Annotated in this window: 27 protein-coding genes and 1 pseudogene; 12 read left to right on the plus strand and 16 right to left on the minus strand. The window is 67.0% G+C overall.

Annotated elements, in window-relative coordinates:
* Positions 1–46 precede the first annotated feature (46 nt).
* The gene (gene fadA / locus FHR94_RS05545) at positions 47–1,225 is read right to left on the minus strand and encodes an acetyl-CoA C-acyltransferase FadA (protein WP_183324634.1); all 1,179 of its coding nucleotides are present in this window, start codon (positions 1,223–1,225) and stop codon (positions 47–49) included.
* Between the two features lie 26 nt (positions 1,226–1,251).
* Positions 1,252–3,429, minus strand: a complete 2,178-nt coding sequence (gene fadB, locus FHR94_RS05550) for a fatty acid oxidation complex subunit alpha FadB (protein WP_183324635.1) — start codon at positions 3,427–3,429, stop codon at positions 1,252–1,254.
* Positions 3,430–3,604: 175 nt separating this feature from the next.
* Between fadB and FHR94_RS05555 the strand changes: the two genes are divergently transcribed.
* Positions 3,605–4,816 (plus strand): DUF5924 family protein, encoded by a 1,212-nt coding sequence (locus FHR94_RS05555; RefSeq protein ID WP_183324636.1) that lies wholly within the window; start codon positions 3,605–3,607, stop codon positions 4,814–4,816.
* 81 nt (positions 4,817–4,897) lie between these two features.
* Complete coding sequence (slyA, locus tag FHR94_RS05560; protein WP_183324637.1) at positions 4,898–5,341, plus strand: transcriptional regulator SlyA; 444 nt, start codon at positions 4,898–4,900, stop codon at positions 5,339–5,341.
* Positions 5,342–5,347: 6 nt separating this feature from the next.
* On the opposite strand, the gene FHR94_RS05565 is transcribed toward slyA, so the two are convergent.
* Positions 5,348–5,881, minus strand: a complete 534-nt coding sequence (locus FHR94_RS05565; RefSeq protein WP_183324638.1) for a preprotein translocase subunit YajC — start codon at positions 5,879–5,881, stop codon at positions 5,348–5,350.
* A gap of 107 nt (positions 5,882–5,988) precedes the next feature.
* Here FHR94_RS05565 and FHR94_RS05570 point away from each other — a divergent pair, with 107 nt between their 5' ends.
* On the plus strand, positions 5,989–6,444 hold the full coding sequence (locus FHR94_RS05570) for a universal stress protein (RefSeq protein ID WP_183324639.1): 456 nt from the start codon (positions 5,989–5,991) through the stop codon (positions 6,442–6,444).
* A 77-nt stretch (positions 6,445–6,521) separates the two neighbouring features.
* Here FHR94_RS05570 and FHR94_RS05575 read toward each other — a convergent pair whose 3' ends face one another.
* Complete coding sequence (locus FHR94_RS05575; protein WP_183324640.1) at positions 6,522–8,450, minus strand: ATP-binding cassette domain-containing protein; 1,929 nt, start codon at positions 8,448–8,450, stop codon at positions 6,522–6,524.
* A 111-nt stretch (positions 8,451–8,561) separates the two neighbouring features.
* Between FHR94_RS05575 and FHR94_RS05580 the strand changes: the two genes are divergently transcribed.
* Positions 8,562–9,458, plus strand: a complete 897-nt coding sequence (locus tag FHR94_RS05580) for a TatD family hydrolase (RefSeq protein WP_183324641.1) — start codon at positions 8,562–8,564, stop codon at positions 9,456–9,458.
* Positions 9,451–9,930, plus strand: coding sequence for a hypothetical protein (locus FHR94_RS05585; protein ID WP_183324642.1), 480 nt, complete (start codon positions 9,451–9,453; stop codon positions 9,928–9,930). The genes FHR94_RS05580 and FHR94_RS05585 overlap by 8 nt, the downstream gene beginning before the upstream one ends.
* Here the strand turns inward: FHR94_RS05585 and FHR94_RS05590 are convergent.
* Together FHR94_RS05590 and FHR94_RS05595 are read right to left on the minus strand one after the other, a co-directional pair.
* Positions 9,914–12,145 (minus strand): thiamine pyrophosphate-dependent enzyme, encoded by a 2,232-nt coding sequence (locus tag FHR94_RS05590; protein WP_183324643.1) that lies wholly within the window; start codon positions 12,143–12,145, stop codon positions 9,914–9,916. The genes FHR94_RS05585 and FHR94_RS05590 overlap by 17 nt on opposite strands.
* A gap of 73 nt (positions 12,146–12,218) precedes the next feature.
* On the minus strand, positions 12,219–12,773 hold the full coding sequence (locus FHR94_RS05595) for an elongation factor P hydroxylase (RefSeq protein ID WP_343064635.1): 555 nt from the start codon (positions 12,771–12,773) through the stop codon (positions 12,219–12,221).
* A gap of 131 nt (positions 12,774–12,904) precedes the next feature.
* Between FHR94_RS05595 and FHR94_RS05600 the strand changes: the two are divergent.
* The 5 genes and pseudogenes from FHR94_RS05600 to FHR94_RS05620 all read left to right on the plus strand — a co-directional run.
* Positions 12,905–13,072, plus strand: a pseudogene (locus tag FHR94_RS05600) (zinc ribbon domain-containing protein); the annotation flags it as partial.
* Positions 13,073–13,433: 361 nt separating this feature from the next.
* Positions 13,434–14,048 carry a DUF1326 domain-containing protein gene (locus tag FHR94_RS05605; protein ID WP_183324645.1) on the plus strand — a complete coding sequence of 205 codons (615 nt, stop codon included), beginning with the start codon at positions 13,434–13,436 and terminating at the stop codon, positions 14,046–14,048.
* A gap of 29 nt (positions 14,049–14,077) precedes the next feature.
* On the plus strand, positions 14,078–14,869 hold the full coding sequence (locus FHR94_RS05610; protein ID WP_221188372.1) for a DUF2182 domain-containing protein: 792 nt from the start codon (positions 14,078–14,080) through the stop codon (positions 14,867–14,869).
* A 138-nt stretch (positions 14,870–15,007) separates the two neighbouring features.
* Positions 15,008–16,156, plus strand: a complete 1,149-nt coding sequence (locus tag FHR94_RS05615; protein WP_246389836.1) for a DUF3080 family protein — start codon at positions 15,008–15,010, stop codon at positions 16,154–16,156.
* Between the two features lie 115 nt (positions 16,157–16,271).
* Positions 16,272–16,988 (plus strand): hypothetical protein, encoded by a 717-nt coding sequence (locus FHR94_RS05620; protein WP_183324646.1) that lies wholly within the window; start codon positions 16,272–16,274, stop codon positions 16,986–16,988.
* Between the two features lie 17 nt (positions 16,989–17,005).
* Here FHR94_RS05620 and tusA read toward each other — a convergent pair whose 3' ends face one another.
* Positions 17,006–17,257 (minus strand): sulfurtransferase TusA, encoded by a 252-nt coding sequence (gene tusA / locus FHR94_RS05625; protein WP_183324647.1) that lies wholly within the window; start codon positions 17,255–17,257, stop codon positions 17,006–17,008.
* A 47-nt stretch (positions 17,258–17,304) separates the two neighbouring features.
* On the opposite strand from tusA, the gene FHR94_RS05630 reads away from it, so the two are divergent.
* Positions 17,305–17,592, plus strand: coding sequence for an antibiotic biosynthesis monooxygenase family protein (locus FHR94_RS05630; RefSeq protein WP_183324648.1), 288 nt, complete (start codon positions 17,305–17,307; stop codon positions 17,590–17,592).
* A 38-nt stretch (positions 17,593–17,630) separates the two neighbouring features.
* Here the strand turns inward: FHR94_RS05630 and rlmM are convergent, their stop codons facing one another.
* Together rlmM and FHR94_RS05640 are read right to left on the minus strand one after the other, a co-directional pair.
* Positions 17,631–18,698 carry a 23S rRNA (cytidine(2498)-2'-O)-methyltransferase RlmM gene (rlmM, locus tag FHR94_RS05635; protein WP_183324649.1) on the minus strand — a complete coding sequence of 356 codons (1,068 nt, stop codon included), beginning with the start codon at positions 18,696–18,698 and terminating at the stop codon, positions 17,631–17,633.
* Entirely contained in the window at positions 18,682–19,125 is a 444-nt protein-coding gene (locus tag FHR94_RS05640; protein ID WP_183324650.1) for a DUF2721 domain-containing protein, read from the minus strand. The genes rlmM and FHR94_RS05640 overlap by 17 nt, the downstream gene beginning before the upstream one ends.
* 252 nt (positions 19,126–19,377) lie before the next feature.
* Here FHR94_RS05640 and FHR94_RS05645 point away from each other — a divergent pair, with 252 nt between their 5' ends.
* Positions 19,378–20,193, plus strand: a complete 816-nt coding sequence (locus FHR94_RS05645; RefSeq protein WP_183324651.1) for a M15 family metallopeptidase — start codon at positions 19,378–19,380, stop codon at positions 20,191–20,193.
* A 94-nt stretch (positions 20,194–20,287) separates the two neighbouring features.
* Here FHR94_RS05645 and FHR94_RS05650 read toward each other — a convergent pair whose 3' ends face one another.
* The 7 genes from FHR94_RS05650 to FHR94_RS05680 all read right to left on the minus strand — a co-directional run bounded on the left by FHR94_RS05650 (position 20,288) and on the right by FHR94_RS05680 (position 25,095).
* On the minus strand, positions 20,288–21,262 hold the full coding sequence (locus FHR94_RS05650) for an alpha/beta hydrolase (RefSeq protein ID WP_183324652.1): 975 nt from the start codon (positions 21,260–21,262) through the stop codon (positions 20,288–20,290).
* A gap of 133 nt (positions 21,263–21,395) precedes the next feature.
* Complete coding sequence (locus tag FHR94_RS05655) at positions 21,396–22,169, minus strand: ADP-ribosylglycohydrolase family protein (RefSeq protein WP_183324653.1); 774 nt, start codon at positions 22,167–22,169, stop codon at positions 21,396–21,398.
* A gap of 100 nt (positions 22,170–22,269) precedes the next feature.
* Positions 22,270–23,115, minus strand: coding sequence for an MOSC N-terminal beta barrel domain-containing protein (locus FHR94_RS05660; protein WP_183324654.1), 846 nt, complete (start codon positions 23,113–23,115; stop codon positions 22,270–22,272).
* Between the two features lie 23 nt (positions 23,116–23,138).
* Entirely contained in the window at positions 23,139–23,465 is a 327-nt protein-coding gene (locus FHR94_RS05665) for a hypothetical protein (RefSeq protein WP_183324655.1), read from the minus strand.
* Between the two features lie 164 nt (positions 23,466–23,629).
* Positions 23,630–24,091, minus strand: a complete 462-nt coding sequence (locus FHR94_RS05670) for an NUDIX hydrolase (RefSeq protein ID WP_183324656.1) — start codon at positions 24,089–24,091, stop codon at positions 23,630–23,632.
* A 33-nt stretch (positions 24,092–24,124) separates the two neighbouring features.
* Positions 24,125–24,634: an SLATT domain-containing protein gene (locus FHR94_RS05675; protein WP_183324657.1), complete on the minus strand. Its 510-nt coding sequence runs from the start codon at positions 24,632–24,634 to the stop codon at positions 24,125–24,127.
* 68 nt (positions 24,635–24,702) lie between these two features.
* Positions 24,703–25,095, minus strand: coding sequence for a hypothetical protein (locus FHR94_RS05680; RefSeq protein ID WP_183324658.1), 393 nt, complete (start codon positions 25,093–25,095; stop codon positions 24,703–24,705).
* Positions 25,096–25,117: the final 22 nt, after the last annotated feature.

The following is a 25,117-nucleotide window of genomic DNA, read 5'->3' on the forward strand; positions in this document are numbered from 1 at the left end:
TGACGCCCCCGGCACCTCACTCGGTGTCGGGGGCGTTTCAGGGGGATCAACCCCAGCGCTCGAACACCGTGGCCACGCCCTGCCCCATACCGATGCACATGGTGGCCAGACCCAGGGTGGTATGGCGGCTACGCATCACGTTCAGCAGGGTGGTACAGATGCGCGCGCCCGAGCAGCCCAGTGGATGGCCCAGGGCGATGGCGCCACCATGCAGGTTGACCTTGTCGTCCATGGCATCGCGCAGGCCAAGGTCCTGGAGCACCGGCAGCGCCTGGGCGGCGAAGGCCTCGTTGAGCTCCACGGTGTCGATGTCATCGATGGTCAGCCCCGCCTTCTTGAGCGCCTGCTTCGACGCCGGCACCGGACCGTAGCCCATGATGGAAGGATCGCAGCCAGCCACGCCCGTGGCGAGCACCCGAGCAATGGGCGCAAGCCCCAGTGCCTGGGCCCGCTCATGGCTCATCACCGCCAGGCCGGCCGCGCCCACGGAGAGCGCCGAGGACGTCCCGGCGGTGATGGTGCCCCCACGGGGATCGAACGCCGGCTTGAGTTCGGCCATCTTTTCCAGGCTGGCGTCACTACGGATCACCTCGTCGCGGTCGACCCGCACCCGGAAGTCGCGCTCATCATGGCCCTCGACGCCGATGATCTCGTTGTCGAAGCCACCGTTCTCCGTGGCGGCCTGGGCGCGCTGATGGGAACGCACGCCGAAGGCATCCTGGTCCTCCCGGGAGACGCCGTGCATCTTGCCCAGCAGCTCCGCGGTCAGGCCCATCATCATGGCCGCCTTGGCCACGTGCTTGCTGGCCGCCGGGTTGACGTCGACGCCATGGGTCATGCCGATATGCTCCATGTGCTCCACGCCACCGATGATATAGAACTCGCCTAGGCCCGCCTTGATGTTCGCCGCCGCGATATGCAGCGCACTCATGGAGGAGCCGCACAGGCGGTTCACCGTCTGGGCCGGTACCGTGGCAGGGATGTCGGTAAGAATCGCCGCGTTGCGCGCGATGTTCATGCCCTGTTCGAGGGTCTGGTTGACGCACCCCCAGATCACGTCGTCGACCTCGGTAGGGTCGAGCGCCGGGTTGCGCGCAAACAGCGCCTGCATCGTCGCAGCGGACAGGGTCTCGGCCCGTACGTGACGGAAGGCACCGTGCTTCGCCCGCGCCATGGGGGTCCGCACGCAATCGACCACCACGATGTCTCTTGGATGCCAGCTCATCGATATCTTCTCCTGTTCGCGGTGGCTCAGGCCCCGGGGGCCGGATAGAAGCGCTCGCCATGGCGGGCCATGGCACGCAATCGCTCGGTAGGGGCGTAGAGAGGACCAAGTTCCTCGGCCAGGTCATCGGCCAGGGACACAAACGCCTCGAGCCCCGTGGCCTCGAGATAGCGCAGTGCGCCACCTCGGAAGGGCGGGAAGCCGATACCGTAGATCAGTGCCATGTCGGCCTCGGCTGGCGTCCCGACGATGCCATCCTCCAGGCAGCGCACCGTCTCCAGGCATAGCGGCACCATCAGGCGCGAGATGATCTCTTCGTCGGAGAACTCCCGCTGCTCCTTCGCCAGGCCCTCGACCAGTTCGATGGCCGCCTCGTCGTTGACCTTCTGCGGCTTGCCCTTGCGATCCTCCTCGTAGGCGTAGAACCCCTTGCCACTCTTCTGGCCCAGGCGCTCGTGGTCGACCATCGCCCGGATCACGCGCCGGTCGTCCTCGTCCCCCATGCGCTCCGGGAACCCCTCGGCCATCACCTCGCCGGCATGCATCGCGATGTCCATGCCCACCACATCGAGCAGGTAGGCCGGGCCCATGGGCCAGCCAAACCGCTCCATCACCGTGTCGACACGCTGGAAGTCGGCTCCCTGGGCCATCAGCTGGCCGAAGCCGCCGAAATAGGGGAAAAGCACCCGGTTGACCAGAAAACCCGGGCAGTCGTTGACCACGATCGGCGTCTTGCCAATGGCCCGAGCATAGGCCACGGTGGCGGCTACCGCGGCATCACCGGTCTTCTCGCCCCGAATCACCTCCACCAGGGGCATGCGATGTACCGGATTGAAGAAGTGCATGCCGCAGAAGTGCTCGGGGCGCGTCAGGTTCTCGGCCAGGCGGGTGATGGAGATGGTCGAGGTATTGGAGGCAAGGATAGCCTCCTCGCCCACCCGGTCCTCCACCTCGGTAAGCACGGCATGCTTGACCTCGAGGTTCTCGGCCACCGCCTCGACCACCAGGTCGACCTGGCCGAAGTCGCCGTAGGAGAGGGTCGGGCGGAGATGAGTGAGCCGCTCGGCCAGCTGCGCTGTCGTCAGCTTGCCACGCTCCAGCTGCTTGGCGAACAGCTTCCGGGCCTCCTTGAGGCCCGCCTCGATGGCTTCGGCCTTGATGTCCTTCATCAACACGGGGACGTCCTTGGAGGCGCTTTGGTAGGCGATGCCGCCACCCATGGTGCCGGCGCCCAGCACGGCGGCCTGCCTGACTGGCCGGGCTTGCCTGGCGTACTGGCCGGCCGTCTTCTTGACCGCCTGGTCGTTCAGGAACAGGCCCACCAGGTTGAAGGCCACGTCGCCGAGCGCCTGTCGGATGAAGGCACTGGTCTCGATGGCCTGGGCCCGGTCACGCCCCTCGCCGGCGCCCTTCTGCACCACCTTGACCGCCGCCACCGGGGCCGGATAGTGCGGTCCCGCCTTGCCGGCGACATATCCTTTCGCGCTCTCGAAGGCCAGCATCTGCTCGATGGGCCCCAGCTTCAGCGGCTCCTGCTTTTCCTCGCGGCGCGCACGATAATCCAGTTCACCGGCCTCGGCCCGGGCCAGGATGTCCAGGGCCGCCGCCTCGAGCGCCTCGGCCGTGACCACGGCGTCCACAGCCCCCATCGTCAGCGCCGTCTCGGCCCGGTTCTCGCGGCCACCGGCAATCCACTCCACGGCGTTGTCGGCGCCGATCAGCCGCGGCAGGCGCACGCAGCCGCCCCAGCCCGGCAGCAGGCCGAGCCGGGTCTCGGGCAGCCCGAGCTTCGCGGACTCGGCCATGACCCGGAAGTCGGTGGCCAGGCTGAGCTCGCAGCCACCACCCAGCGCCAGGCCGTTGAGGGCGGTGACGGTGGGAAAGGGGAGATCCTCGATGGCATTGAAGATGGTATGCACCCGCCTCAGCATGTCGCGAATCGCCTCCTCTCCCTGCGCGAACAGGCCGTGGAACTCGGTGATGTCGGCCCCGACAATGAACGCCTCCTTGGCGCTGCCGATCATCAGCCCCTTCAGCCCCTCCTCGGCCCCCAGCGCACTGACCGCCTCCTCCAACTCGGCGATCACGGTGCTGGAGAGCGTGTTGACAGACGCCTCCTTCCGGTCGAAGGTGAGCGTGGCGATCGCATCGCTCGCGTCTCCGGTCCCCCGCACCACCGTGATGGCATTGCCTTGATAGATCATCCAGGAATCTCCCCACCAGCATTCATACGCCCGTTTCATTCCAGTCAGCTTGGTTCAGGCTCCCGATGCCGTCAAGCCGCTGCGACGCCTCGTGTGTTCACGATTCGTGTCCTCGATCGGCCATGGCCGCCGGACACGGGGTGTCGTGTATGGAGTGTAGTGTGAGGAAGCCCGGATGAACGACGAGACCTACCCGTCGAGTGCCCCCGACCAGGCGCTGCCGCCCCCCCGCGCCACCCCTCGACTCAGCGCCTGGCAAGGCCGCATCGAGCGCCTCATCGAAGCACTGCGCCCCTGGCACTGGCTGTGGCCGCCCATCGCGCTGGCCGCAGGGCTGGCGAGCTTCTTTTTGGTGGAGCGCCAGCAGTGGCTGGGCGCGGCCCTGTCCCTGGGCATGCTGCTGGCCTGGGGACTGTTGCTGTCGGAGAGCCTGATTGGGCGCGTCCTGGCGCGGCGTGGCTACCCCACTCTGCCGCGTGGCGTGACCACCTTCATTACCCAGATGATCCACCAGGAGACGCTGTTCTTCTGCCTGCCCTTCCTGCTGGCGACCACGGTATGGAGCAGCGGACAGGCGGTGTTCACCCTGACCATGCTGGGGCTCGCCCTGCTGTCGATCATCGATCCGCTCTACTACCGCCTGGCGGGCAGGCTGCGCTGGCTCTACTTTGCCTTCCACGCCCAGTGCGTCTTCCTGGTGGTACTGGTCACCCTGCCGACCCTGCTGCACCTGACCACCGGCCAGAGCCTGCTGCTGGCCCTCGGTGCCATGCTGCTCTTCAGCCTGCCGAGCCTGATGCATCTATTGCGACCGATGACCCTCCGTCGCTGGCTGGCGATGCTGGCCTTGCTGCCGCTGCTGGCGGGAGCCGGCTGGGCCGGACGGCTGTGGGTGCCTCCGGCGAGCCTGTGGATATCGGGCAGCGCCCTCTCTCCCGGATTCGACACCCAGGCACGCCAGCCACAGGAAAGCCTGCGCCTCACCCCCGAGGCCCTGCGACGCCACGGCCTTTATGCCTACACGGCCATCCACGCCCCTCGCGGCCTGCGCGAGGAGATCGTCCATGTCTGGCGCCAGGAAGGGAAGGTGGTGGACCGTATCCCGCTGGAGATCCAGGGCGGACGCGAGCGGGGCTACCGGGCCTGGACGCACAAGCGTAACTTTCCCGAGGATATCGAGGGTCGGTGGCGAATCGACGTGATGACCGCCGTTGGCCAGCGCATCGGCGTGTTGCACTTCACGGTGGACGACACCCCCGAGGCCGCCACTCTGGCCGATGGCCGTATCACCTCCCCTCCCGGGATACCGGGCCTGGCGGTCCGACAGTGGCTGCCCCGTCCCGCCGAGCGGGCCGAGGACACCACTACCGATGCCGATCCGCGCTGAGCGTATGCCTGCTATCGACTTGCATTACACGCCGGTGCTCCGGACAATCCGGCCAGACCTCACTCCCGGATGTCACATCCCATGCACCAGAACATCGGTTTCCAGCTCTCCCGCCTGCCGCGCCTCTGGCGCGCCGTGATCGACCGGCGCCTGGCCCCCTTGGGTCTGACCCAGACACGCTGGATCACCCTCTACCACCTGTGGCAGCTGGGCGACGGCCAAGCCCAGTGCGACCTGGCACGGGCCATCGGTGTCGAGGCCCCCTCGCTGGTCCGCACCCTCGACCAGCTCTCCGAGCAGGGGCTGATCGAGCGTCGCCCCTGCGACCAGGACCGGCGGACCAAGCGTGTCTTCCTGACACCCGAGGCCACTCCGCTGCTGAACGAAATCGACAGCGTGGTCAGCCAGGCCCGCCGGGAAATGCTGGACGGCCTGGACGCGGCGGAGGTGGATCAGTTGGCCGCCTTGCTGTCACGCATCGAGGAGAACGGCCTGGCGATTCAGGCCCGCGAAGCGCAGGAGTGATCGGCCTCAGGGGGGAGGCGCGGGCTGGATCCGCCGCCGGGAAGCCGGCCGGTCTGGCCGCCCCGCCAGGACATCGCGCAGGGCCGCGAGGCGCGGCAGGAGCGCTTCCAGGGCGTCGACTTCCAGCGACTCATCCCACCACAGGGTCAGCGTCCCGGCCCCCGACTCCAGCACCATGGCGTCTTCGGGAAGCGCGGCCAGGACCTCCTCGAGCCGTGCCACCACCGGCGCCGGCAGCGGCCGCAATGGCTCGATACGCCAGCGCCAGCCGGAGACGCAGGGCTTGAGCGAGGCGCTGGACACATCATTATGCACCAGCACGAAGTCCGGCCCAGGCCGCTGCTGGGGATAGGCCCAGCGGTAGGCGGCCATCGCCCCCCCCGCCTCGTGGAGTGGCGGCGTCTCCAGCCTCACCGTCACCCCCGCCTTCCGGGCGGTCTCGCGCAGCCGTATCTGGCGCTGCTGGCGGCGCGACGGCCGCAACCACATCGCCGGGGCGAACACCAGCCCGACGACCACGATGATCAGTAACCAGACCATGGCGTCTCCTTCGTGAATCTTGATGCAAGTCGTTGTCTTGTCACGGCGAGCATCCTAGAGTGGAGGCACTACCACAACCCGCTGGACACAACCCGGAGACATTCGCCATGAGCAACGAGTACCGCCATGTCCTGGTGGCCGTCGACCTGACCAAGGACTCCCATCGTGTCCTGGAGCGCGCCATGCAAATCGCCGACCGCAACCAGGCCAAGCTGTCGATCATGCACACCCTGGAGCCGCTGGGCTTCGCCTATGGGGGCGATATCCCCATGGACCTGACCAGCATCCAGGACCAGCTCGACGAGCATGCCAAGCAGCGCCTGGCCGAGATCGCCGACAGCCATGTCCCCAAGGAGAACCAGCATGTGGTGGTGGGCATGCCGGACACCGAGATCCATCGCTTCGCCGAGGAGCAGGACGTGGACCTGATCGTGGTCGGCTCCCATGGTCGCCACGGCTTCGCCCTGCTGCTGGGCTCCACCTCCACCGGCGTGCTGCACGGCGCCCAGTGCGATGTGCTGGCCGTGCGGGTGGGCCGGAAGGGCGAGGAAACCGAGGAGTAATCTCCCTCCTCGCCCCTGCTACCCCGAAAGGCGCCCTATGGGCGCCTTTCCTGTCCTTGCCTCCGGCCCGACAACCCTCACCCTTCTTCCTCGGCCATCGCCTCGAGCGCCATCCAGCGCTCCAGGGCCGTTTCCAGCTCGGCCTGCCGGTCGCTGAGCGCCTGCAGGGTGTCGGTGACGGTGGCGCTGTCCTGCCGGTAGAAACCCGGGTCACCGGCCTGTTTCTCCAGAGCGGCCACCTCCTGCTCCAGACGCTCGATCTCGGCCGGCAGGGCATCGAGCTCGCGCTGCAGCTTGTAGGAGAGCTTGGCCTTGCGCGTCGCCGGCTTCTTCTCCGCCGCCGGGGCCGACGCGAGCGCCGGGCTCGCCTCGGCAGTGGGCTCGGCCCCTTGGCGAGCTGCGCCGTCCCAGGGCGCCGGCGGCAGCTTGCCGCCCTGGCGCACCCAGTCGCTGTAGCCGCCCACGTATTCGCGCACCCGCCCCTCACCCTCGAAGGCCAGCACGCTGGTCACCACGTTATCCATGAAGGCCCGGTCGTGGGAGACCAGCAGCAGGGTGCCGTCGAAGTCGAGCAGCAGCTCCTCGAGCAGCTCCAGGGTCTCCACGTCCAGGTCATTGGTGGGCTCGTCCAGCACCAGCACGTTGGCCGGCTGGGTGAATAGCTTGGCCAGCAGCAGGCGATTGGACTCGCCGCCGGAGAGCGCCTTGACCGGCTGGCGGACCCGCGCCGGGGTGAACAGGAAGTCCTGCAAGTAGCTCATCACGTGGCGGTCGCGACCGCCCACGGTGACCCGGTCGCTACCCTGGGCGACGTTGTCGTAGACGGTCTTCTCGGGCTCCAGGCCGGCACGCAGCTGGTCGAAGTAGGCCACCTGCAGCTTGGTGCCCATGCGTACCCGGCCCTCGGTGGGCTCAAGCTCGCCGAGCAGGATCTTGAGCAGCGTGGTCTTGCCGGCGCCGTTGCGGCCGATCAGGCCGATGCGGTCGCCGCGCTGGACCTCCAGGGAGAGATCATCGATCACCACCTCGTCGCCGAAGCGCTGGGTCACGTGCTCGAGTTCCACGACCCGCTTGCCGCTGCGCCCGCCGCTGTCCACCGCGAAGTTGGCGCGGCCCTGGCGTTCGCGACGTTCGCCGCGCTCGCGACGCATCTGCTCGAGTGCCCGGACGCGGCCTTCGTTACGGGTCCGCCGGGCCTTGATGCCCTGGCGGATCCAGGCCTCCTCCTGGGCCAGTTTCTTGTCGAACTCGGCATGCTCCCGGGCCTCGACCTCCAGCTCGTGGGCCTTCTGCTCCTGGTACCTGGCATAGTCACCGGGATAACGGCCCAGACGGCCTCGGTCGAGCTCGAGAATCGCCGTGGCCAGCTTCGACAGGAAAGCCCGGTCGTGGGTGATGAACAGCACCGCCCCGTTGAAATCCGCGAGCTGCTCCTCGAGCCAGGCGATGGTGTCCAGATCGAGATGGTTGGTGGGCTCATCCAGCAGCAGCAGGTCGGGCTCGGCCACCAGGGCGCGGGCCAGGGCCACCCGACGTCGCCAGCCCCCGGAGAGGTCGGCCATCGCGGCGTCCTCGGGCAGGCCCAGGCGGGTCAGCACCACGTCGATGCGCTGGTGGAAGGACCAGCCGTCGATCGCCTCGAGGCGGGTCTGCAGCGTCGCCATGCGCGCCATGTCGGGCGTCTCGTCGTGGATCAGGTGGTGGTACTCGGACAGCAAGGCGCCGGCCTCCGGCAACCCTTGGGCCACCACGTCGAAGATGGTCTCGCCGGAGGCCTCGGGCAGGTCCTGCTCCAGGACGCCGATCTTGAGCCCGGGCGCGCGCCAGATGCTGCCCCCATCGGGGGTGATCTCACCGGCGACCAGCTTGAGCAGGGTCGACTTGCCGGTGCCGTTGCGGCCCACCAGGGCCAGGCGCTCGCCTTTCTCCAGCACCAAGTCGGCACCGTCGAGCAGCACCTGGGTGCCGTAGGCCAGTTGCAGCTGTTCCAGACGTAGCAGGGTCACGCGCTCACCTCTTCATTCGACAAGACCACCAGTGTAACGCATCGCGCCCCGGCGTGGCCCCACCCTGCCTGTCCCGGGTACAATGTGCGCCCGCTTCACAGGAGTTCCGCCTTGGCCGACACGACCGATACCTTCGACGAGTTTCTGCCCGAGGCGCTGAGGTTTTGTTCGCCGGCCCCACTGGTGGACATCGGCGCCAATCTGACCCACGCAAGCTTCGCCCGCGACCTCGAGGCGACACTGCGACGCGCCTGGGCGGCCAACGTGACCACCCTGATCCTGACCGGCACCGACCGCGAGCATGCCGAACAGGCGGTCGCGTTGGCCCGCCGCCACCCGGGACTGCATGCCACTGCCGGGGTGCACCCCCACGACGCCAGCCGCTGGGATACCGCCCAGGAGGCGGCCATGCGCGCGCTGCACCGCCAGCCGGAGGTGGTCGCGGTGGGCGAATGCGGGCTGGACTTCAATCGCAACTTCTCCACCCCCACCGAGCAGGAGCGCGCCTTCGAGGCCCAGCTCGGCCTGGCGGCGGAGAGCGGCAAGCCGCTGTTCCTCCATGAACGGGATGCCGGGCGCCGCCTGCGCGAGATGCTGCACGCCTGGCGCGACGATATCGCCGATGCGGTGGTGCACTGTTTCACCGCCGACCGAGAAACCCTTTACGGCTACCTGGACCTCGACCTGCACATCGGCCTAACCGGCTGGCTGTGCGACGAGCGCCGCGGCCACCACCTACGCGCGCTGGTCGGCGAGATTCCCCTGGATCGGTTGATGGTGGAAACCGATTGTCCCTACCTGCTGCCGCGCAATTTACCTGCCAAACTCAAGGGCAGGCGCCACGAGCCGGCCCTGCTGCCGTGGATCGTGCGCGAGATCGCCCACTGGCGAGGCATGCCCGAGACCGAACTGGCCCAGGCCACTACCGCTACTGCCCGGGCCTTCTTCAGGCTCGATGAGACGATCGACGACCACCACGCCCTCGAGGAGGGGCATCGAGATGGATGAGCTGCCTGCCTTCATTGCGGTCGAGACCGGCGACGACGGCGACCTGCCGCTCTCTATCGCCTGGACGCTGGACGATGGCCGCGTCAAGCACACCCTGATCCAGCCCGACGACGACTGGCTGGACACCGAGATGGTCTCGCTGGGTGCCTATAGCCTGGAGGAGCTCAATAGCATGGGCGTGAGCCCGCTGGACGTGATCCGCGAACTGGAGGCCGACCACTTCAATGCCACCCTCTATACCGCCGGGGTCGGCGACGACGAGATGGCCCTGGCGCGGCTGTTCGATACCTACGGCCTTGACCCCTTCGTCGAGCTGGCCCCCGCCGAGAGCCTCTACGGCGATCTCGAGCCGGGCGCCTGGGCCCGTGCCCGCGGCGAGCTGTTCGGTGAGCTGGGGCTGGAGCCCTTGCGTCCCGAGGAGGAGATCCAGGTGATGCTGATGCTGCATCAGCGGCTCAGCGGCGGCGAATAGCGCCGCTCAAGGAGGTCGTACCATCGCCCAGCAGTTGCCGGGCCCGCTCGGCAATGGCCGCCGTCGAAGGCAGCGTCGCGGTCGCCGCGGGGCCCAGGGCGATGAAGCTGTCCTCGGCGGTCAGGCGATGCAAGCGGTCGGTGGCCAGACCACGCTCCACCAGGGCGGTGATGACCTCCTCGCTGAGTGAGCCGGTGCGCCGGCACTCGTCGACACACAGCACTTGGGTGCAGTCCGCCACCTGGCGATGGAGGGCGTCGTGGTCGAGCCCGGTCAGCCAGCGCAGGTCGATGATGCGCACGCCCTCACCCGCCTCCCCCAGTCGAGCCCGCGCCTGATGCGAGAGGTAGACGCCGTTACCGTAGGTGATGATCGCCAGGGCCCGTCCCTCGCCGTCGCGGCCGGGCCGGCCGACGGGCAGCCGATGCTCGGGGCCGGGATCGATGCAGCACCAGCGCTGATCGCCCTCTTCCAGGAGGTCCCGGGTGTGGTAGCGGGCGATCGGCTCCAGTACCACCACCACGCGCTGCTCTTCGTCGGCCAGGCGCACGGCCTCCTGCAGCAGCCCCACCGCGTCGGCCCCGTTGGACGGACAGGCCACCAACAGGCCGGGGATATCGCGCAGCACCGCGATGGCGTTGTCGTTGTGGAAGTGGCCGCCGAAGCCCTTCTGGTAGCCGAGCCCGGCGACGCGCACTACCAGGGGGTTGGTGTACTGCCCCCGGGAGAAGAAGCTCAGGGTCGCCGCCTCGCCGCGCAGCTGGTCCTCGGCGTTGTGCAGGTAGGCGAGGTACTGGATCTCCACCATCGGCAGCAGGTCATTGTGGGCCAGGCCGATGCCGAGCCCCAGGATGCTCTGCTCGTCGAGCAGGGTGTCGATGACGCGACTGGCCCCGAACCGTGCCTGCAGGCGTTGCGTGACGCCATACACGCCGCCCTTGCGGCCGATGTCCTGCCCCGCCATCACCAGATGCGGATACTCCCCCATCAGGCGGGTCATGGCCTGATTGATCAGCCGGGCCATGGGCGCCGGGGCGTCGTCCGCCACGGCCGGCGCGACGCTCGCCCGGCGTCGCGAGGGGCGTGTCGGCGGCACGATGCTGGCCATGACCTCGGCGGCAGAGGCCAGCCGCGGGCACCCCACGAGCGTCTCGGCCACCCGCGCCACCCGCTCGCCGACGGCGCGGTACAACGCCTCCAACTCGGCGACGGAGAGCAGGCCATGCCGGCGCAGCAGCCCCGCGCCGATCAGCAGCGGGTCGAGAGCCTCGTCGGCCTGGATCCGTGCCGGCGAGAGATAGGACTGCTGGGCATCGGAGCCGGCATGGCCCATCAGGCGCACGCAATGCATGTGCAGGAACACCGGCTGCCGCCGCCGCCGGGCCAGGCGTTCCGCCTCCCGGGCGGTGCGATAGGTGTCGAGGGGGTCCAGGCCATCGCAGCTTAGATAGTGGATTCCCGGTCGGGCGCGCATGCTGGCCGCCACCCAGCCCTTGGGCGTCGGTGTCGAGATGCCAATGGCGTTGTCCTCGCAGACCAGCACCAGCGGCATGGGCACGGCCTGGTAGGCGGCCCAGCCGGCGGCGTTGAGGGCTCCCTGGGCGGTCGAGTGGTTGAAGGAGGCATCACCGAAGCTGCACAGCACCACGCCGTCGGTCGGCCAGCGGCCGCCTCTGCCCAGGCGACGCCACAGGCCCAGGCTGTGGGCGGCCCCCACCGCCTTGGGCAGGTGCGAGGCGATGGTGCTGGTCTGGGGCGGCACCGTGAGGCTCACCGAACCCAGCACCTTGTGACGCCCGCCGGATATCGGATCGTCCACCGCGGCACAGAAGCTCAGCAGCAGGTCGTGCAGCGGCGTCTGGCTAGGCAGCGCCTTGCTGCGCTGGATCAGGAAGGCGGCATCGCGGTAGTGCAGGAAGGCCGGATCGGTAGGACGGAAGGCCGCGGCGATGGCGGCGTTGCCCTCGTGGCCGGCGCTGCCGATGGTGTAGAACGCCTCGCCCCGGGCCTGCAGGCGGCGCGCCTGGTAGTCCAAGTGGCGGCTAAGCAGCTGCGACTCGAACAGCTCGACCAGTCGGGGGCCATCCAGCCCGGCCGCCTCCAGCTGCCAGGAGTGCCTCGGCAACGGCCAGTCGTCACGGCGCAGTGCCGAGAAGAAGGCATCCTCTAGGGGGAAGGGGTCGACCACGGCCAGGCTCCTCGAGATCACACTCATCCTGGCCTCAGCCTAGGCCATGGCGGTCACCCTGCCATCTCGCCGGTGCGGCGGCGCGGCACAGCGACGACGATCAGGCCGGTAGTGGCGCCAGGGCTTCGCGCCCGAGCGCCACGGCCGCCTCGAGGGAGAGGCCTTCCTGGTAGTAGCCCTCGAGGGCACGCCGGAAGGCCGCCGCCCGGCGCGGCAGGCCCTCGGCCGCGTAGCGTGCCGCCCGGGCCGCGACCCGGGCCTGGAAGGCCTCCCGGTCGACCGCCACCTCGCCCAGGTTGTCGACGCTGACATTGAAGCGTCGCCCACAGGCCGCGGCGAACAGGCTCTCCAGCGCCTGGGGAACCACCTCCACCGCCTCGAAGGCGCGCTGCTGCACGGCATCGCGGCCGTCGGGCAGGTACCAGTAGCCGTAGTCCTCGAGCTCACGGCGCCGGGCCCCGGCGATGCACCAGTGGCTAATCTCATGCAGGGCGCTGGCGTAGAAGCCCCGGGCGAAGACCACCCGGTGACAGGGCGAGTCGGCGTCGGCGGGCCGGTAGAGCGGCTCGTCGCCGCCCCGCACCAGGCGGGTGCGGTAGGTGGGCAGGAAGAGGCCGTCGAACAGGGCGATGACATCCTCGAGACGATGACTCACACGGGCACCCGGGCGTGGAGAATGGGCGCCACAGTATAGCGAGCCGGGCATGGCGGTGAAAACCGCCGCCACACTGACAGGATCAGGCCGTCGACACGATGTTCTGGTTGAGATGGAAGACGTTGTCAGGATCTCAGTGCTGCTTCCACTGCGGCCATATCGCCGACACGATGCCGCTCGATGTGCGGACCTGGGACTGCCCGGCCTGCGGCACTCAGGGCATCGACCGCGACATCAAGGCGGCGCGAAACATCTTGCAGGCCGGCAAGGCGACAACACGGGAATCCTCCGCCAATTGAGCCCGTTCGCCCATGTGGAGCGCGAGACTCGAGATATCGCTTGAGCTCGTGTGCGGCGAAGGCCTTGTCGTTTGATGAGCAGTTCGATCATGCCTATGTTGACAGTATCCTTTTAATTAAGAGTTCATTTCCAACCCCCCACCAATGGTGGGCTCCGGGGGCAAGGCGAAGCGAGGGTCCTTTGCCATCCATGGCAAAGGTAGCGCCCAAGGAGGGGTTCACAGCGCCCTCGCGAAGGCTTGCCGACGGAAAACCCCACCCTGTCCAAGGGGTTGTGAAAGAAGTTCTAAAGAGATGCTGACCGATAGCATGCAACACTGGGCCAGCAGACCACACACGCCGTTGATGGGAGGGGCGGAACATGGCGGACTGGCATATCGAAGGGCAGTACATGGAGACCTGTAACTGTGATTTCATCTGCCCCTGCATCGGGTCGAACCTGACCGCACGGCCCACCGAAGGCGATTGCAAGGCGGCGATCGCGATGCGTATCGACGATGGCAACAAGGACGGCACGTCCCTGAACGGCCTGGCGTTCATCGTCTTGCTGCACTCGCCCGGGCCCATGGCCGAAGGCAATATCAAGGTCGGCCTCATTATCGACGACCAGGCAGACGAGGCCCAGACGCAGGCCATCAGCGAGATCGCGTCGGGCGCCGTGGGCGGCCCCATGGCTGGGCTAGCGCCGCTGGTCGGTGAAATGGCCGGGGTCGAGAAACGGCCGATCACTTTCACAGAAGACGGGTTGAAGCGCACCGTCGAGGCGGGTGACTTGGTCGACCAGGCCTTGGAGGGGGTGCCAAGCGTATCGAAGGAAGGCGAGCCGATCTATCTGGAAAATACGGCTCATCCGGTATCGACGAAACTGGCCTTGGCCAACGCGAGCCATAGCCGTTTCCACGCCTTCGGTATCGACTGGGAAGACGCCAGCGGGCTGCGCAATGGCCACTTTGCCCCCTTCTCCTGGATAGGGTAAGCGCCCCTAGCGCTCGGGAGGCATCACCGATGGCCTTGGCAAATGTCCGTAGCGGCTGGCGGTACGAGCGGTATGTCGCGCTCGCCGGCCTATTTGCCATGGCGGCGCTTGCGTGGCTTTATCTGGGGGTCGAGGCCCATCGCATGGAGGCGATGCTGGGCGAGATGGCGGGGTCGGGTCCCATGGAGGCGCCAGACAGCGCGTGGAATGCCGGTCCGCTCTTGCTCACCTTGGTCATGTGGACGGTGATGATGGTCGCCATGATGCTTCCCAGTGCGACACCCGCCATCCTGCTCTACGGTGCGATGGCGAGAAAAAGCCGAGACCGCGCCTCCGGTTTGCCATCCGTGGGGGTCTTCACGATGGGGTATCTGGCCGTCTGGACCGCCTTCAGCTTGGCGGCGACCGTCCTGCATGCCGCTTTCGACACCTGGCGTTTGCTGACCCCCGCCATGACGTCGGCGAGTACGCTGTTGAGCGGAAGCCTGCTCATCGCCGCCGGCATCTATCAGTGGCTTCCGATTAAGAACGCCTGCCTGGAAAAATGTCGCGCACCGCTTCAGTTTTTTCTGTTCCGTTGGCGGCCGGGGGCGCGAGGCGCCCTCCAGATGGGGGCCGAGCATGGACTGTTCTGTGTCGGCTGTTGCTGGGCCTTGATGTTGCTGCTGTTCACCGCGGGCGTCATGAACCTGCTCTGGGTCGCGCTGATTGCCGCCTTCGTTCTTATCGAGAAGCTGGCGCCTGGCGGGGCACTCATTGCTCGGATCGCCGGCGTGGTGCTGGGGGTCGTCGGCGCCGCCTTAATCTTGGGTAGCGCGTAGTCGAGGGAGGGGGCATCCCACGCTGATTCGCCTCTACCTCTACCAGGACCGCATCGGAGGGGCCCCCTGCTAGACTAGCTCATTTGCCCCGCCGGCATGAGGCTTGGGGCCGTGTCGACCCGGCATGGAGCATTGCCCTTGGCTCCGCTCACCACCACCCTGCTCGACGTCACGCACCAAGAGACGCATCCGCTCATCCGCCTGGCACTGTCGATCTGGGCGGCGGTTTCCGTCGGCATTCGCCTGTGGATGCCGCTGATGCTGTTCATCGCCAGCTTGAACTGCCGGTGGAGTAAGCCGGTGCGTCGGGACTTGGGCGTCGTACTCGGCCTGGCGATGCTGTCCGGCTGCGGCCAGGACGTTGCCGATGCCCGTCTGACCGAGTATCAGGAGCAGTTGGCCGCCGCCCTGGACCAGTCGGTACCGACACCCCGGGCCCCCGACAATATCGGGGCCTTCCCTGAGCCCGACAGGCGACTGTTCGCGATTCCCGAGACCCGCGAGGGCATGCTGGACATGTTCGCCCTGCGCGGCTGCCATATCGCCAACCTGGTGGCCGGTCGCAATAACCAGTTGGGTCGCGTCGCGCCTCCCAGCCAGCGTTGGCTCTATGAGCTCGCGCTGTGGCGACGGCTGAGTGGCTGCTGGAACACCGAGGTCCCGGAACAGCTCTCCGCGGACGACCGGGAGCGGCTCACCCGCCTGACCCGGACCAAGACCCAGCAGCTGCCTCGGGTGAGCTGGAATGCCCTGTTCGACTCCAGCGAATGGGTGGGCAGCTTCTCGCGGGCCAGCTCGCCGCTGCCACCGCAAGAACTGGCTGCCGTGGAGGCACAGCTGGGTGCCCTAGCCTACCTGCGCGACGCCACTCTGCACCAGTTCGACCGCAGCTGGACGCCGGACTCGGCGACCCTCGAGGGCCATCTCAAGACCCTGCAGGAGCGCCCGTTCTCCGCAGAACTGCTGCGCACCCTGATGCTGGCCGAGCGACGGCTCGTCGAGGCCTCGCGGCTGCTGGAATCGGCGCTTGCCGAGCGGATCTGCCCGGCCGATGCCACGCTCGTTCCCCCGCCCGACTGGCTGGAGCGGCTGGAAACGGCCTCACGGCGCTGGCTCACGGCCATCGATCGCCTGTTCGCGGTGCATGTCGACCCACCACCGGCGATCACGGACTACCGTCGTCGCTGGCTCTCGCAGGAGGCGGCAGGCGCCCCCTTCCCCGCCTTCCAGGCGGCTCGCGAGCATCACACGGCACTGCGAACCACACTCGATCACCGTTGCAGTTGACCCCAGGGGCTTAACCCGGGTCGCGACTCTGTGCTATTGATGATCTAACGATGACGTTGTGCGCTGCCAAGTGGCCCAACCAACGATGCCATGATCACGCAGCAGGAGGGACATCATGGGAATCCCGCTGTCACCCCGCCCCGCCCGGGTCATCGACCTGGAGACCATGCGCCGACGCCAGCGGGCCCGGCGACGACTGGTTCGCCTGTCCCCCGAGCAGGACGGCCTCGAGATGGTCTATCGCGTCTCCGAAGACACCGAAACGCTCTACGGCATGCCGCTGCTCGCCTGGGGCCTCCAGGAGGATGGCGAGGTCGTCGGCCTGGTGCCCTGGATGGAGGCGCTCACCCCCTGCCGGCGGCTCGACGCCGCCGACCATGGACAGTTCATCGGTTACCGAGACCCGGAAACCGAAGAACTCTTCGAACAGGCTCCGGAGCACAAGGTGCTCGAGCTCGAGCATGCGGCGGCCTATTTCGACTATGAGGAAACGGTGGAACCGACCCTGATCCAGCAGTTGCCGGAGACTCAGGGTACCCATGCCCTGTGCATGGACGAGAGCGACGCCCCTTGGCAGCTCAAGCAGGTCTTTGGCTGGCGGCTCTACAGCGACGGCGCGGTGGAGGCATTGCTCGCCGACGAATGCCTGATCGACTCGACGCCGATCCTACCCGGCGATTCCTGCCTCTACCCCGGCCACAGCCGCCATCGGGTGGTGTACTTCTTCCAGCGTCAGATCGCCAACCGCATACGCCGCGAGGACCCTGCCACCCTGGAGGCCCTGGCCTTGATGGTCATGCCCGACGGCGATGGCGAGACGCCGTTGAAGTGAGACCCTCTGGCCCCGCTTCAACCGAGACGTATAAAGTAGAGGTATCTGCCGTCCTCCTCCTGCTGCGTGAGCAGCTCATGCCCCAGGAAGCTGCAGAACTTGGGCACATCCCGCGTGGTGGCAGGATCACTGGCCACGACCTTGAGGACCTCCCCGGGCCGCATGTCGCGCACCTTGTTGTGCATCAGCATGATCGGCTCGGGGCAGTAAAGCCCGGTGGTGTCCAGTTCGGCATGGCAGGCGGGCAGGGACTTCTCGGAATCAACCATCGATGACCTCGCGTCAGAAAGGACAAGAAGAGTCGGGAGCTACTTGGATGATCAAGATCATTATCGAACGTCGCATCATGCCCGGGCTGGAAGAGGAATACGAGGAGGCGGCCCGCGAGGCCATGCGCCAGTCGCTTGGTGCACGTGGCTTCGTCGGCGGCGAGAGCCTCGTTGAGTTGGGGCACAGCGATCGTCGCCTGATGATCACCAAATGGCGAGACATCAGCACCTGGAAGGAGTGGTACCAAAGCGAGCAGCGTGCCCGGGTCATGCAGCAACTGCTGCCATTGCTGAGCGAGGATGAACGCATTCGGATCTACGAACCGAGCTCATGAACCCTTCGCGAGCAATGGCATGCCCTGCGCCATGGCGCTCACCCCAGCAGGCGGACGTGCACGGTTACCTCTTCCCGGTCATGGTAAAGCTGGCGGCAGGCCATTTCCACGTGCACCCCGGCCGAATCGAGGGCATGCTCGAGCCTCAACAGGCAGCCCGAGACGGTCTCCCAGCGCCGCTTCATCGGCAGCTTGAGGTTGAACACCGCCTCGTGGCACCAGCGCCGGACGAGCCAGCGCTCGACCATTGACACTACCCGCGCCGGCTTGTCGACGATGTCGCAGACCAACCAGTCCAGCCGCATCGGCGGTTCCCACGTAAACCCATCCTCGCTTAGGTGTTCCACCAGGCCGGTGGCCATCAGGGCCTTGTCCATGGGGCCGTTGTCGATGGCATAGACATGCATGCCACGCTGCACCAACTGCCAGGTCCACCCCCCCGGCGCCGCTCCCAGGTCGGCCGCCTGCATGCCATCGGCGAGCCGCTCGTTCCAGGCATCCCGTGGGACGAACTCGTGCCAGGCCTCCTCGAGCTTGAGGGTCGAGCGGCTGGGGGCCGCATGGGGGAAACGCAGACGACGAATTCCCCCGGATAGCTCGCTGCGATTGCCCGGGAAGCTCATTCCCAGTTGGACCCGGTCGCCGTCGCTCCACAGCAGGTGGAGGCGACGCCCACTCGCCTTGCGACGCAAGGCCCCCCGTTTCCTGAGTGTCGACTCCAGAGGGCGCCTGAGGGCCTTGATCAGTCCGGAAAGAGCCTTGGCCTCGTTGGTGTCCGGCGTCTCCTGCCAGACCGATTCGAAGCTCCAGCCACTGGCCACCACCTGGTCGATGATGGTCGTCAGCCGATCCTCACGAAAAAGCGAGAGAGGCGCCAGGGCCACCAGGCTCTGGCGGGCAAACACCAGCGAGGTCAGCGGCAAAGCCCGATGTAACCCATTGACCGGCTCGTCCCCATCGATCACGAAGCGAACGAAGCCCGTGTCGCACCGGTACTCGGCCCTTCCGGGCCAGCCCAGGGCGATGGCCTTGTCGGTGATCTCGGCGGCCAGATCCGGTTCGAAGCCCGGACGACAATAGAACAGCAGTTCATTCGGCGTGGTCATGGTGTCCCCTTCTCTCCTGTGAAGACCAGGCACCGGAGGCGAGCAGTTCCTCGATGTCCTGGAGTTGGACGTTGAGGGCATTGGTGGAGATCTGGATCTCCCAGAGGGAGTAGATCAAGGAGATCGACAGCGAGATCAAGCTGATCCCGAACAGCACCAGCCCGAGCAGGTCGAGGGACAGGAAGAGGGCGAACATGGAGAGGGTACAGAGCAGGAAGCTGAGCACACCGGCCAGTTGCATCCGCTTGGTCAGCGAGATCCGCTTGCGCAGCAGCAGGATCTGCCTGGCATTCACTTCCTGGTGCTGGCTGCGCTCCTCGTCGGCCAGCTTGCGAATCAACTGGGCCAGGGTAAGGAAACGGTTGGTATACGCCAGCAATAGCAGGGAGATGGCGGGAAACAGCAGTGCCGGGGTCGTTAGGCTCACGTCGATCCGTCTCCATCGGCAAGAAAAGCCCTCTATGATAGCAGGCTACTCACCGCCGGGCGACGGGATTCACAGCCGAATAATGGCCGAAGGCTCGCTCCCCACCGAACGCCATGCGCATCGGCCAGAAGGAGGTCGTATCAGGCCCGTTCCCAACTTGCCTGGCGGAGTCACCCGCAGGCTCTAGACTGCAAGGAGAGAGCCGTCGCCACGGTGACCCAAGCGCCGACACCCGCACAGGAGGAGGTCACAATGAACAAGACAGACGTCCGGACCCTCCAGCAGTACCTTCGCGAGAATGGCACCTACAGCGGCAAACTCGACGGTATCCGCGGCCCCAGGACCCGCGCTGCCGTGGGCGCCACCCTAGAAGCCCATGCCGACACCTTGCCGGAGGACGCCGGCACCTGGAGCGACCGACGACGCACGGTGGTCTGCCTGCAGCTGGCCTGTCGGGAACGCAAGATCGAGGTCGGCCCCCTGGACGGCCTGTGGGGGCCGCAGACGGAATACGCCGCGGATGTCCTGGCCACGATCCACCGGACCGGCAAGCCGCCCGTGCCCTGGCGTGACCAGACACCGCTAGATGTCAATCCCAACGGCTGGCCCAGGGAAGCCGAGCTACGGCAGGTGCTGGGTTCGCCGACCCGCAAGCCCCCGATGGTGGTGGTGCCCTGTCCCTGGAAGCTGGCCCTGGCCTGGGACCTCAACACCTGCCCTACCGGCATCGGCTGCCACGAGCGGGTCGCCGACAGCCTGGCGCGGGTCCTCGACAGGGTGTACGACCACTACGGCCCCGAACGGCTCATGGAACTGGGCCTGCATCGCTACGGTGGCTGCTATAACAAGCGTCGCAAGCGAGGCGGCACCGCCTGGTCCACCCACGCCTGGGGAATCGCCATCGACTGGGATCCGGCCCACAACAAGCTCAAGTGGGGGCGTGACCGTGCCCACCTGGCCGGGGCGGAGTACGACACCTGGTGGCAAATCTGGGAGGAAGAGGGCTGGGTCAGCCTCGGCCGCACGCGCAACTTCGACTGGATGCACGTGCAGGCCGCCAAGCCCTGAGCGATGCAGACCGGGGGATCTCTTCCTTTTCCCAACCCGGCTGACGGGATCGGCGACCGGCGGCAGGCCTCGCCGGGCGTCTGGAACGGGGGTCTCAGGCCTTCAGGATGGTCATGCGCCGCGTCTCGTCGTCGGGGAAGACGCGCCCCGTGCGCAGGGCGGCGAACAGGTGCAAAAAGACCACCCCGGGCTCACCGATGCGCTCCCCGGAGCGGAAGTAGGTGTGTCCTTTCGGGTAGTCATAGAGGGTGTTCACATCGTCGCAGTCGACGGCATAGACGTTGCGCGGGGTCAACAGCATGTCTTCCGGCCCGGTATGCCCCAGGCGCCGCGAAGCGATGCGATGCTTCAGGTTCGAGGCCTTGCTGGCCCGCAGCGCCAGGTCGTCCGAGGCGAAGTAGACGGTGACATTGCGCGAGGCATGACAGATCAGCTCGCCCGGTCCCCCCACCTGCAGCGACTCATTGACGATATCGGCGGCGACCAGGAAGGTATTGCGGAAGAGCAGCGGCACGCCGCCGGGCAGGTGGTACTTGTCCCAGGCGCGCAGGGTCTCGCGCAGTACCCGGTTGCCCATGGAGTGCGCCAGCACGTTGATGCGCTTGAGGCAGGGCACCTCCTGCTCATCGAACTGGAGGGTCTCCCGCCAGTGCAGGAACTTCTGCAGTACCCGGGCGAAGGAAAAGCCGCTGAGGTCGGCGGATTCCTGGTCATCCCAGTAGTCCTTGACGATGCCCAGGTCGTTGTCGCAGGGCCAGATGACCGGAACCACGAGGACCTCCTTCGGCTCGGCGGCCTCGCACAGCGTCTGGAGTTCATGGGTGGCGGCGAAGACATCCTCGGGCAGGTTGGAGAAGCCGTGGATGAAGAACAGCAACTGGCGGTGCTTGCTGTCCTTGAGCCGTTGCAGGAAGGCCTGGTGGCCGAGCTCCTCGTAGACCTCGAGGCCCAGTCGCTCGCAGAAGAATACCGAGTTGCTGGCGGCGTTATTGGCCAGGTCGAAGTCGAAGTTGCGGTTAAGCCGGGTACGAATGCTCTGGCGGGGCAGGCGATTGGTGATGAACAGCATGACACACCTCCTGGCGAGGCAGAGGCCAAGGGCAGGGCAAGGGGCCCGCGCTTGACGCCCGTGCTCTTGCGTCCAGAGATCTTGAGATCAGGGCACCTGCGACCCGTACTCTGAAGCTAGCACAGCCCTTCCCTCACGGCAGCGCGAAGCGCGCCCTGAAAGCCTCGACGACACGCCGTAGATCGGGCTCGAGGCGCGATAGGGCCTCCTCGGCGATCGGGGTCGGCACGCCGCCATGAAAGGCCTCGGCCATGCCGCCCGCCATACAGGCCAGGGTATCGGCGTCGCCACCCAGGGAAACGGCATTGCGGATGGCCGCCTCGACGCCGTCGGCCTCCAGGAAGGCGATGATAGCCTGGGGCACCGAGCCACGGCAGGTGACATCGAAGCGGTAGCCGGGCCGAATGTCGTCAAGGCTGGCCGAGAGGTCATAGCCGAAGCGCCCCTCTACCTCGGTGAGAATCTCGGGCTTGGTGGCCCCCGCCCGGGCCAGATAGATGACGGCCGCCACGGCCTGGGCACCGCGGATGCCGTCGGGGTGGTCGTGGGTCACCTCGGCACTGCGCCGGGCCAGCACCAAGGCGTCATCCAGGGAGCCGGCGGCGAAGCCCACCGGACCGACGCGCATGGCCGAGCCGTTGCCGAAGCTGTGGTAGGGGTCGCGCGCGCGGCCCGCTGCCCACTGACGGAAGATGCCGCCGAAGCCAGCATCCGGGTAGCGGTGGTAATAGTCGTGGAAGGCGTCGACGAAGTCCCCACCCTCGAGCAGCACCTCGGCCACCGCCACGCTCAGCACGGTGTCGTCGGTGAAGGTGCTCTCAGGGGTGAACAGCGGGAAGTCGCGGCGCTTGGTCCCGGCCCCCTCATGCACCGAGCCGATGATATCGCCGGCAATGGCGCCCAGCATGGCCTGCCTCCGTCCTCGGTTCCCTATGCCATCAGCATAGTCGACCCCGGATGGCCCGCGGGAACGGCAGCGCGGAGGATTCTCTCGTGGCCGTCGCGGCTCAGGCCGGGAAGGGGGTCAGGGTGTCGCCGAGGCGCAGCGTCAGCCCCTCGCCGGCGAGCAGGATGGCGTTCTGGCCGAAGTAGCCGCCGGGCGCCGGGCGGGTGGCCATCTCCACCAGGGTGCGCAGCGGCTCGCCGGGCACGGCGATCTCGCCGGTGGCCTGATCCACGGTGGTGATCTTGCAGCGCTGGCAGGGCTTGCGCAGGCCCAGGCGGACCGCGCCGTCGTGGGTGGCCAGACTCGTCCAGCCGTCCTCGGCGAAGGGCGCGGCACCCTCCACCACGATGTTGGGTCGGAAACGCGCCATGGGCACCGGGACCAGGCCCTTGCGCTCGAGCATCCGGTTCACCTCGGCCAGCGAGGCTTCGGCGGTCACCAAAAAAGGATAGCCATCGGCAAAGGCCGTATGGGGCGTCTCGCCGGGCTGCAGGAAGCGTGGCTCGACCCGGCGGCGATGGTCCGGTGCCAGCCGCACCAGTCGCAGGCCGCTGCCCTGATAATCCCCCAGCACGCCGCCGAGCCACGCGGCCGCCTCGGGCCCCTCGTCCAGCGCCTCGCACAGGTCGTCCCAGACGTAGACCGGCAGGCGGGGCTGATCATCGCGGGACAGCGAGAGGCGCAGCGACGTCGCTTCGGGGTGGTCTAGCACCAGCGCGTCGGCCTCGAGACGCACCTCGATACGGGCCATGTGCGGCAGCTGGCGCTGGGTAACGAAACGGCCGATATCGTCGACCACCATCCAGTTACGGTCATGGATCAGGCCCCAAGGCCCGACCTCCGCTCGGTCCAGGGGGATACCGCGCAGCGACTTGACCGGATAGATGTTCAGCTGGGTGATCTTCACCGATGCCCTCCCTGGCGGCGTCTCTAGAGGCGACGGGTCTCGATGACATAGCCGATGATGGGATAGCCGGCTTGCCGGGCGGCCTTCTCGGCCTCCAGTTGAGCCTCGAGCTTCGAGATACTGGTGGAATGATGCTCGAAGACGGTATCCAGCTCGAGTTGCTTGGTGCGCACGGCCAGCCTGACGACATGGCCGGTCTTCATCGCCTTGGCGTCCCTGGGCGCCGGTCGCGGGGAGGCAGTGCGCCGGGCCGGCCTGCTCGCCTTCGCCTCGGTGCCCTTCTCGGGCTTGAGGAAGGCATCGATCTCCCGGCGCATATTCTGCTCGAAATCATTCAATTCCGTATCCATCGGGTCTCCAAGTGCCTCTATCGTGACGGCAAGTATATCAGATTGACATCCACCCTTCCCTTCGCGCTGACGCGCCTGAGGAGGAGAATGCTTTTGAGGGTACCAGCTGAACACGGCTGGCCAATGTGCTGCTGGCGGCCTTGCAGGGTGGCAAGCCGCTGAAGTCAAGAGTGCACGTCTTCTGCGCCTTCGGCCAGATCTCTCCATTCGGGTAGGGTCGGCAATATGTCCCGGAAAAACTCCCGCCCCCGAGGAAAGGTGCGGCCCAACTGACTGAAGGCCTCGGGACGAATCCATTTCGCCGCGGCGACTTCATCGACTGCCAATCGCATTTGCAACGATGCATCGGCCGGCACAGCCAGCCACCAGTAGAGATCGTAGTCCGCGCCATCCGCGCCACATTCCCACACTAGGCGTAACGGTCTAACCGTCAAGCCGACTTCCTCTTTCACCTCCCTGACCACGGTGGTGGCCTGGTCCTCATCGGCCTTGACTTTGCCAGATGGCGGGGCCCAGTAGTCCGCACCCGGAACCTGGTGACCACGCTGTATCACCAGCACCCGTCCGTCCGCCACGATGACCGCCACGACAGCCGCTCTCCTGACCTTGGCGAGTTCATTGTTCATATTATCCTTTTGGGCCCCTCTATACATGGAGCCTTACGCCTCCTCCCCTGTCATGTGCTGCTGGCGGTAACGCTTCTCGGCCTTCAGCTTGGCGGTGGCACTGATGGGTGGGGCATGCTGCTCCGCCTCCGTGATCCTCTGGGCCAACTCCTTCAGGTAGCCGGCCAAGTCCCGGGCAGCCGCCTCGTCGCCCTCCTTCACCAGCGGCAGATCGACATCGCGCAGCAGGCTGGCGGCTCGCCGGATATCGCTGAAGGTGGTGCTGGCGGCACGATGAGCGCCGGCCCGGTCGCCAGGACTCAGGAAGGTACTCAATGCCGAGAGGGCGGCCACCAGCATGGCGACGCCCGCGGTGAGCGGGGCCGGCAGTTCCGAGAACGCCGAAACGCCCGCCACGGCGGCGAGAATGGTCGACGGTATACCCAGCATCAGGTGCACCTTGCCCCAGCGCCAGCCCGCCAGGAAATGCGCATCGGCCGCGATCATCGCCTCCTTCTCGATGTCCGTCGCCTCACGCCTGACAGCCTCCAGGATATGCTGCATCCTGTCTCCTCCCATGGTCGAAAGGCTAGCCTGTCGCGACCTTTCGGTGCTCTCTGGGCCGACGGCTCCTAGGGCTTGGCCATCAGGTCCGCTCGCCAGGCCCGCCAGAAGGTGATGCCTTGCAGCACGGCCAGCAGCGCCTCGTACAGCGCCGGCAGCCACAAGAGCCCCGCGGCGAACAGGAAGAACAGCGCGAACACCCCCCGGAACAGGATCGACAGCAGCGCCACCAGGCGGTTATGCAACGGGGCCAGGGCAGCCGGCAGGTAGAGCAGGCCAACCACCAGCATGGCCAGGCCGGTGTAGCGGACCCAGGTCAGGGGGTAGGGCACCCCGGCACCGAGGATCCCGAGCAGGCTCGCGGGCCACCACCACAGCCACAGGCCGAACAGCACATTGAGGGCGATGCCCACCTGCATCACTCGCCGAAAGCTCCGGAAGGTGTCGTGTGAGGTCGGCATGTTGGTACTCCCTGGCCAGAGG

Source organism: Halomonas cerina (genome assembly GCF_014192215.1).
In the GTDB taxonomy this organism is placed as follows: domain Bacteria; phylum Pseudomonadota; class Gammaproteobacteria; order Pseudomonadales; family Halomonadaceae; genus Halomonas; species Halomonas cerina.

Excerpts from the sequence above, each read along its gene's own strand:
- fadA (WP_183324634.1), bottom strand. The coding sequence starts at position 1,225 with ATGAGCTGGCATCCAAGAGACATCGTGGTGGTCGATTGCGTGCGGACC.
- fadB (WP_183324635.1), bottom strand. The coding sequence starts at position 3,429 with ATGATCTATCAAGGCAATGCCATCACGGTGGTGCGGGGGACCGGAGAC.
- FHR94_RS05555 (WP_183324636.1), top strand. The coding sequence starts at position 3,605 with ATGAACGACGAGACCTACCCGTCGAGTGCCCCCGACCAGGCGCTGCCG.
- slyA (WP_183324637.1), top strand. The coding sequence starts at position 4,898 with ATGCACCAGAACATCGGTTTCCAGCTCTCCCGCCTGCCGCGCCTCTGG.
- FHR94_RS05565 (WP_183324638.1), bottom strand. The coding sequence starts at position 5,881 with ATGGTCTGGTTACTGATCATCGTGGTCGTCGGGCTGGTGTTCGCCCCG.
- FHR94_RS05570 (WP_183324639.1), top strand. The coding sequence starts at position 5,989 with ATGAGCAACGAGTACCGCCATGTCCTGGTGGCCGTCGACCTGACCAAG.
- FHR94_RS05585 (WP_183324642.1), top strand. The coding sequence starts at position 9,451 with ATGGATGAGCTGCCTGCCTTCATTGCGGTCGAGACCGGCGACGACGGC.
- FHR94_RS05590 (WP_183324643.1), bottom strand. The coding sequence starts at position 12,145 with ATGAGTGTGATCTCGAGGAGCCTGGCCGTGGTCGACCCCTTCCCCCTA.
- FHR94_RS05605 (WP_183324645.1), top strand. The coding sequence starts at position 13,434 with ATGGCGGACTGGCATATCGAAGGGCAGTACATGGAGACCTGTAACTGT.
- FHR94_RS05610 (WP_221188372.1), top strand. The coding sequence starts at position 14,078 with ATGGCCTTGGCAAATGTCCGTAGCGGCTGGCGGTACGAGCGGTATGTC.
- FHR94_RS05620 (WP_183324646.1), top strand. The coding sequence starts at position 16,272 with ATGGGAATCCCGCTGTCACCCCGCCCCGCCCGGGTCATCGACCTGGAG.
- tusA (WP_183324647.1), bottom strand. The coding sequence starts at position 17,257 with ATGGTTGATTCCGAGAAGTCCCTGCCCGCCTGCCATGCCGAACTGGAC.
- FHR94_RS05630 (WP_183324648.1), top strand. The coding sequence starts at position 17,305 with ATGATCAAGATCATTATCGAACGTCGCATCATGCCCGGGCTGGAAGAG.
- rlmM (WP_183324649.1), bottom strand. The coding sequence starts at position 18,698 with ATGACCACGCCGAATGAACTGCTGTTCTATTGTCGTCCGGGCTTCGAA.
- FHR94_RS05645 (WP_183324651.1), top strand. The coding sequence starts at position 19,378 with ATGAACAAGACAGACGTCCGGACCCTCCAGCAGTACCTTCGCGAGAAT.
- FHR94_RS05650 (WP_183324652.1), bottom strand. The coding sequence starts at position 21,262 with ATGCTGTTCATCACCAATCGCCTGCCCCGCCAGAGCATTCGTACCCGG.
- FHR94_RS05655 (WP_183324653.1), bottom strand. The coding sequence starts at position 22,169 with ATGCTGGGCGCCATTGCCGGCGATATCATCGGCTCGGTGCATGAGGGG.
- FHR94_RS05665 (WP_183324655.1), bottom strand. The coding sequence starts at position 23,465 with ATGGATACGGAATTGAATGATTTCGAGCAGAATATGCGCCGGGAGATC.
- FHR94_RS05670 (WP_183324656.1), bottom strand. The coding sequence starts at position 24,091 with ATGAACAATGAACTCGCCAAGGTCAGGAGAGCGGCTGTCGTGGCGGTC.
- FHR94_RS05675 (WP_183324657.1), bottom strand. The coding sequence starts at position 24,634 with ATGCAGCATATCCTGGAGGCTGTCAGGCGTGAGGCGACGGACATCGAG.
- FHR94_RS05680 (WP_183324658.1), bottom strand. The coding sequence starts at position 25,095 with ATGCCGACCTCACACGACACCTTCCGGAGCTTTCGGCGAGTGATGCAG.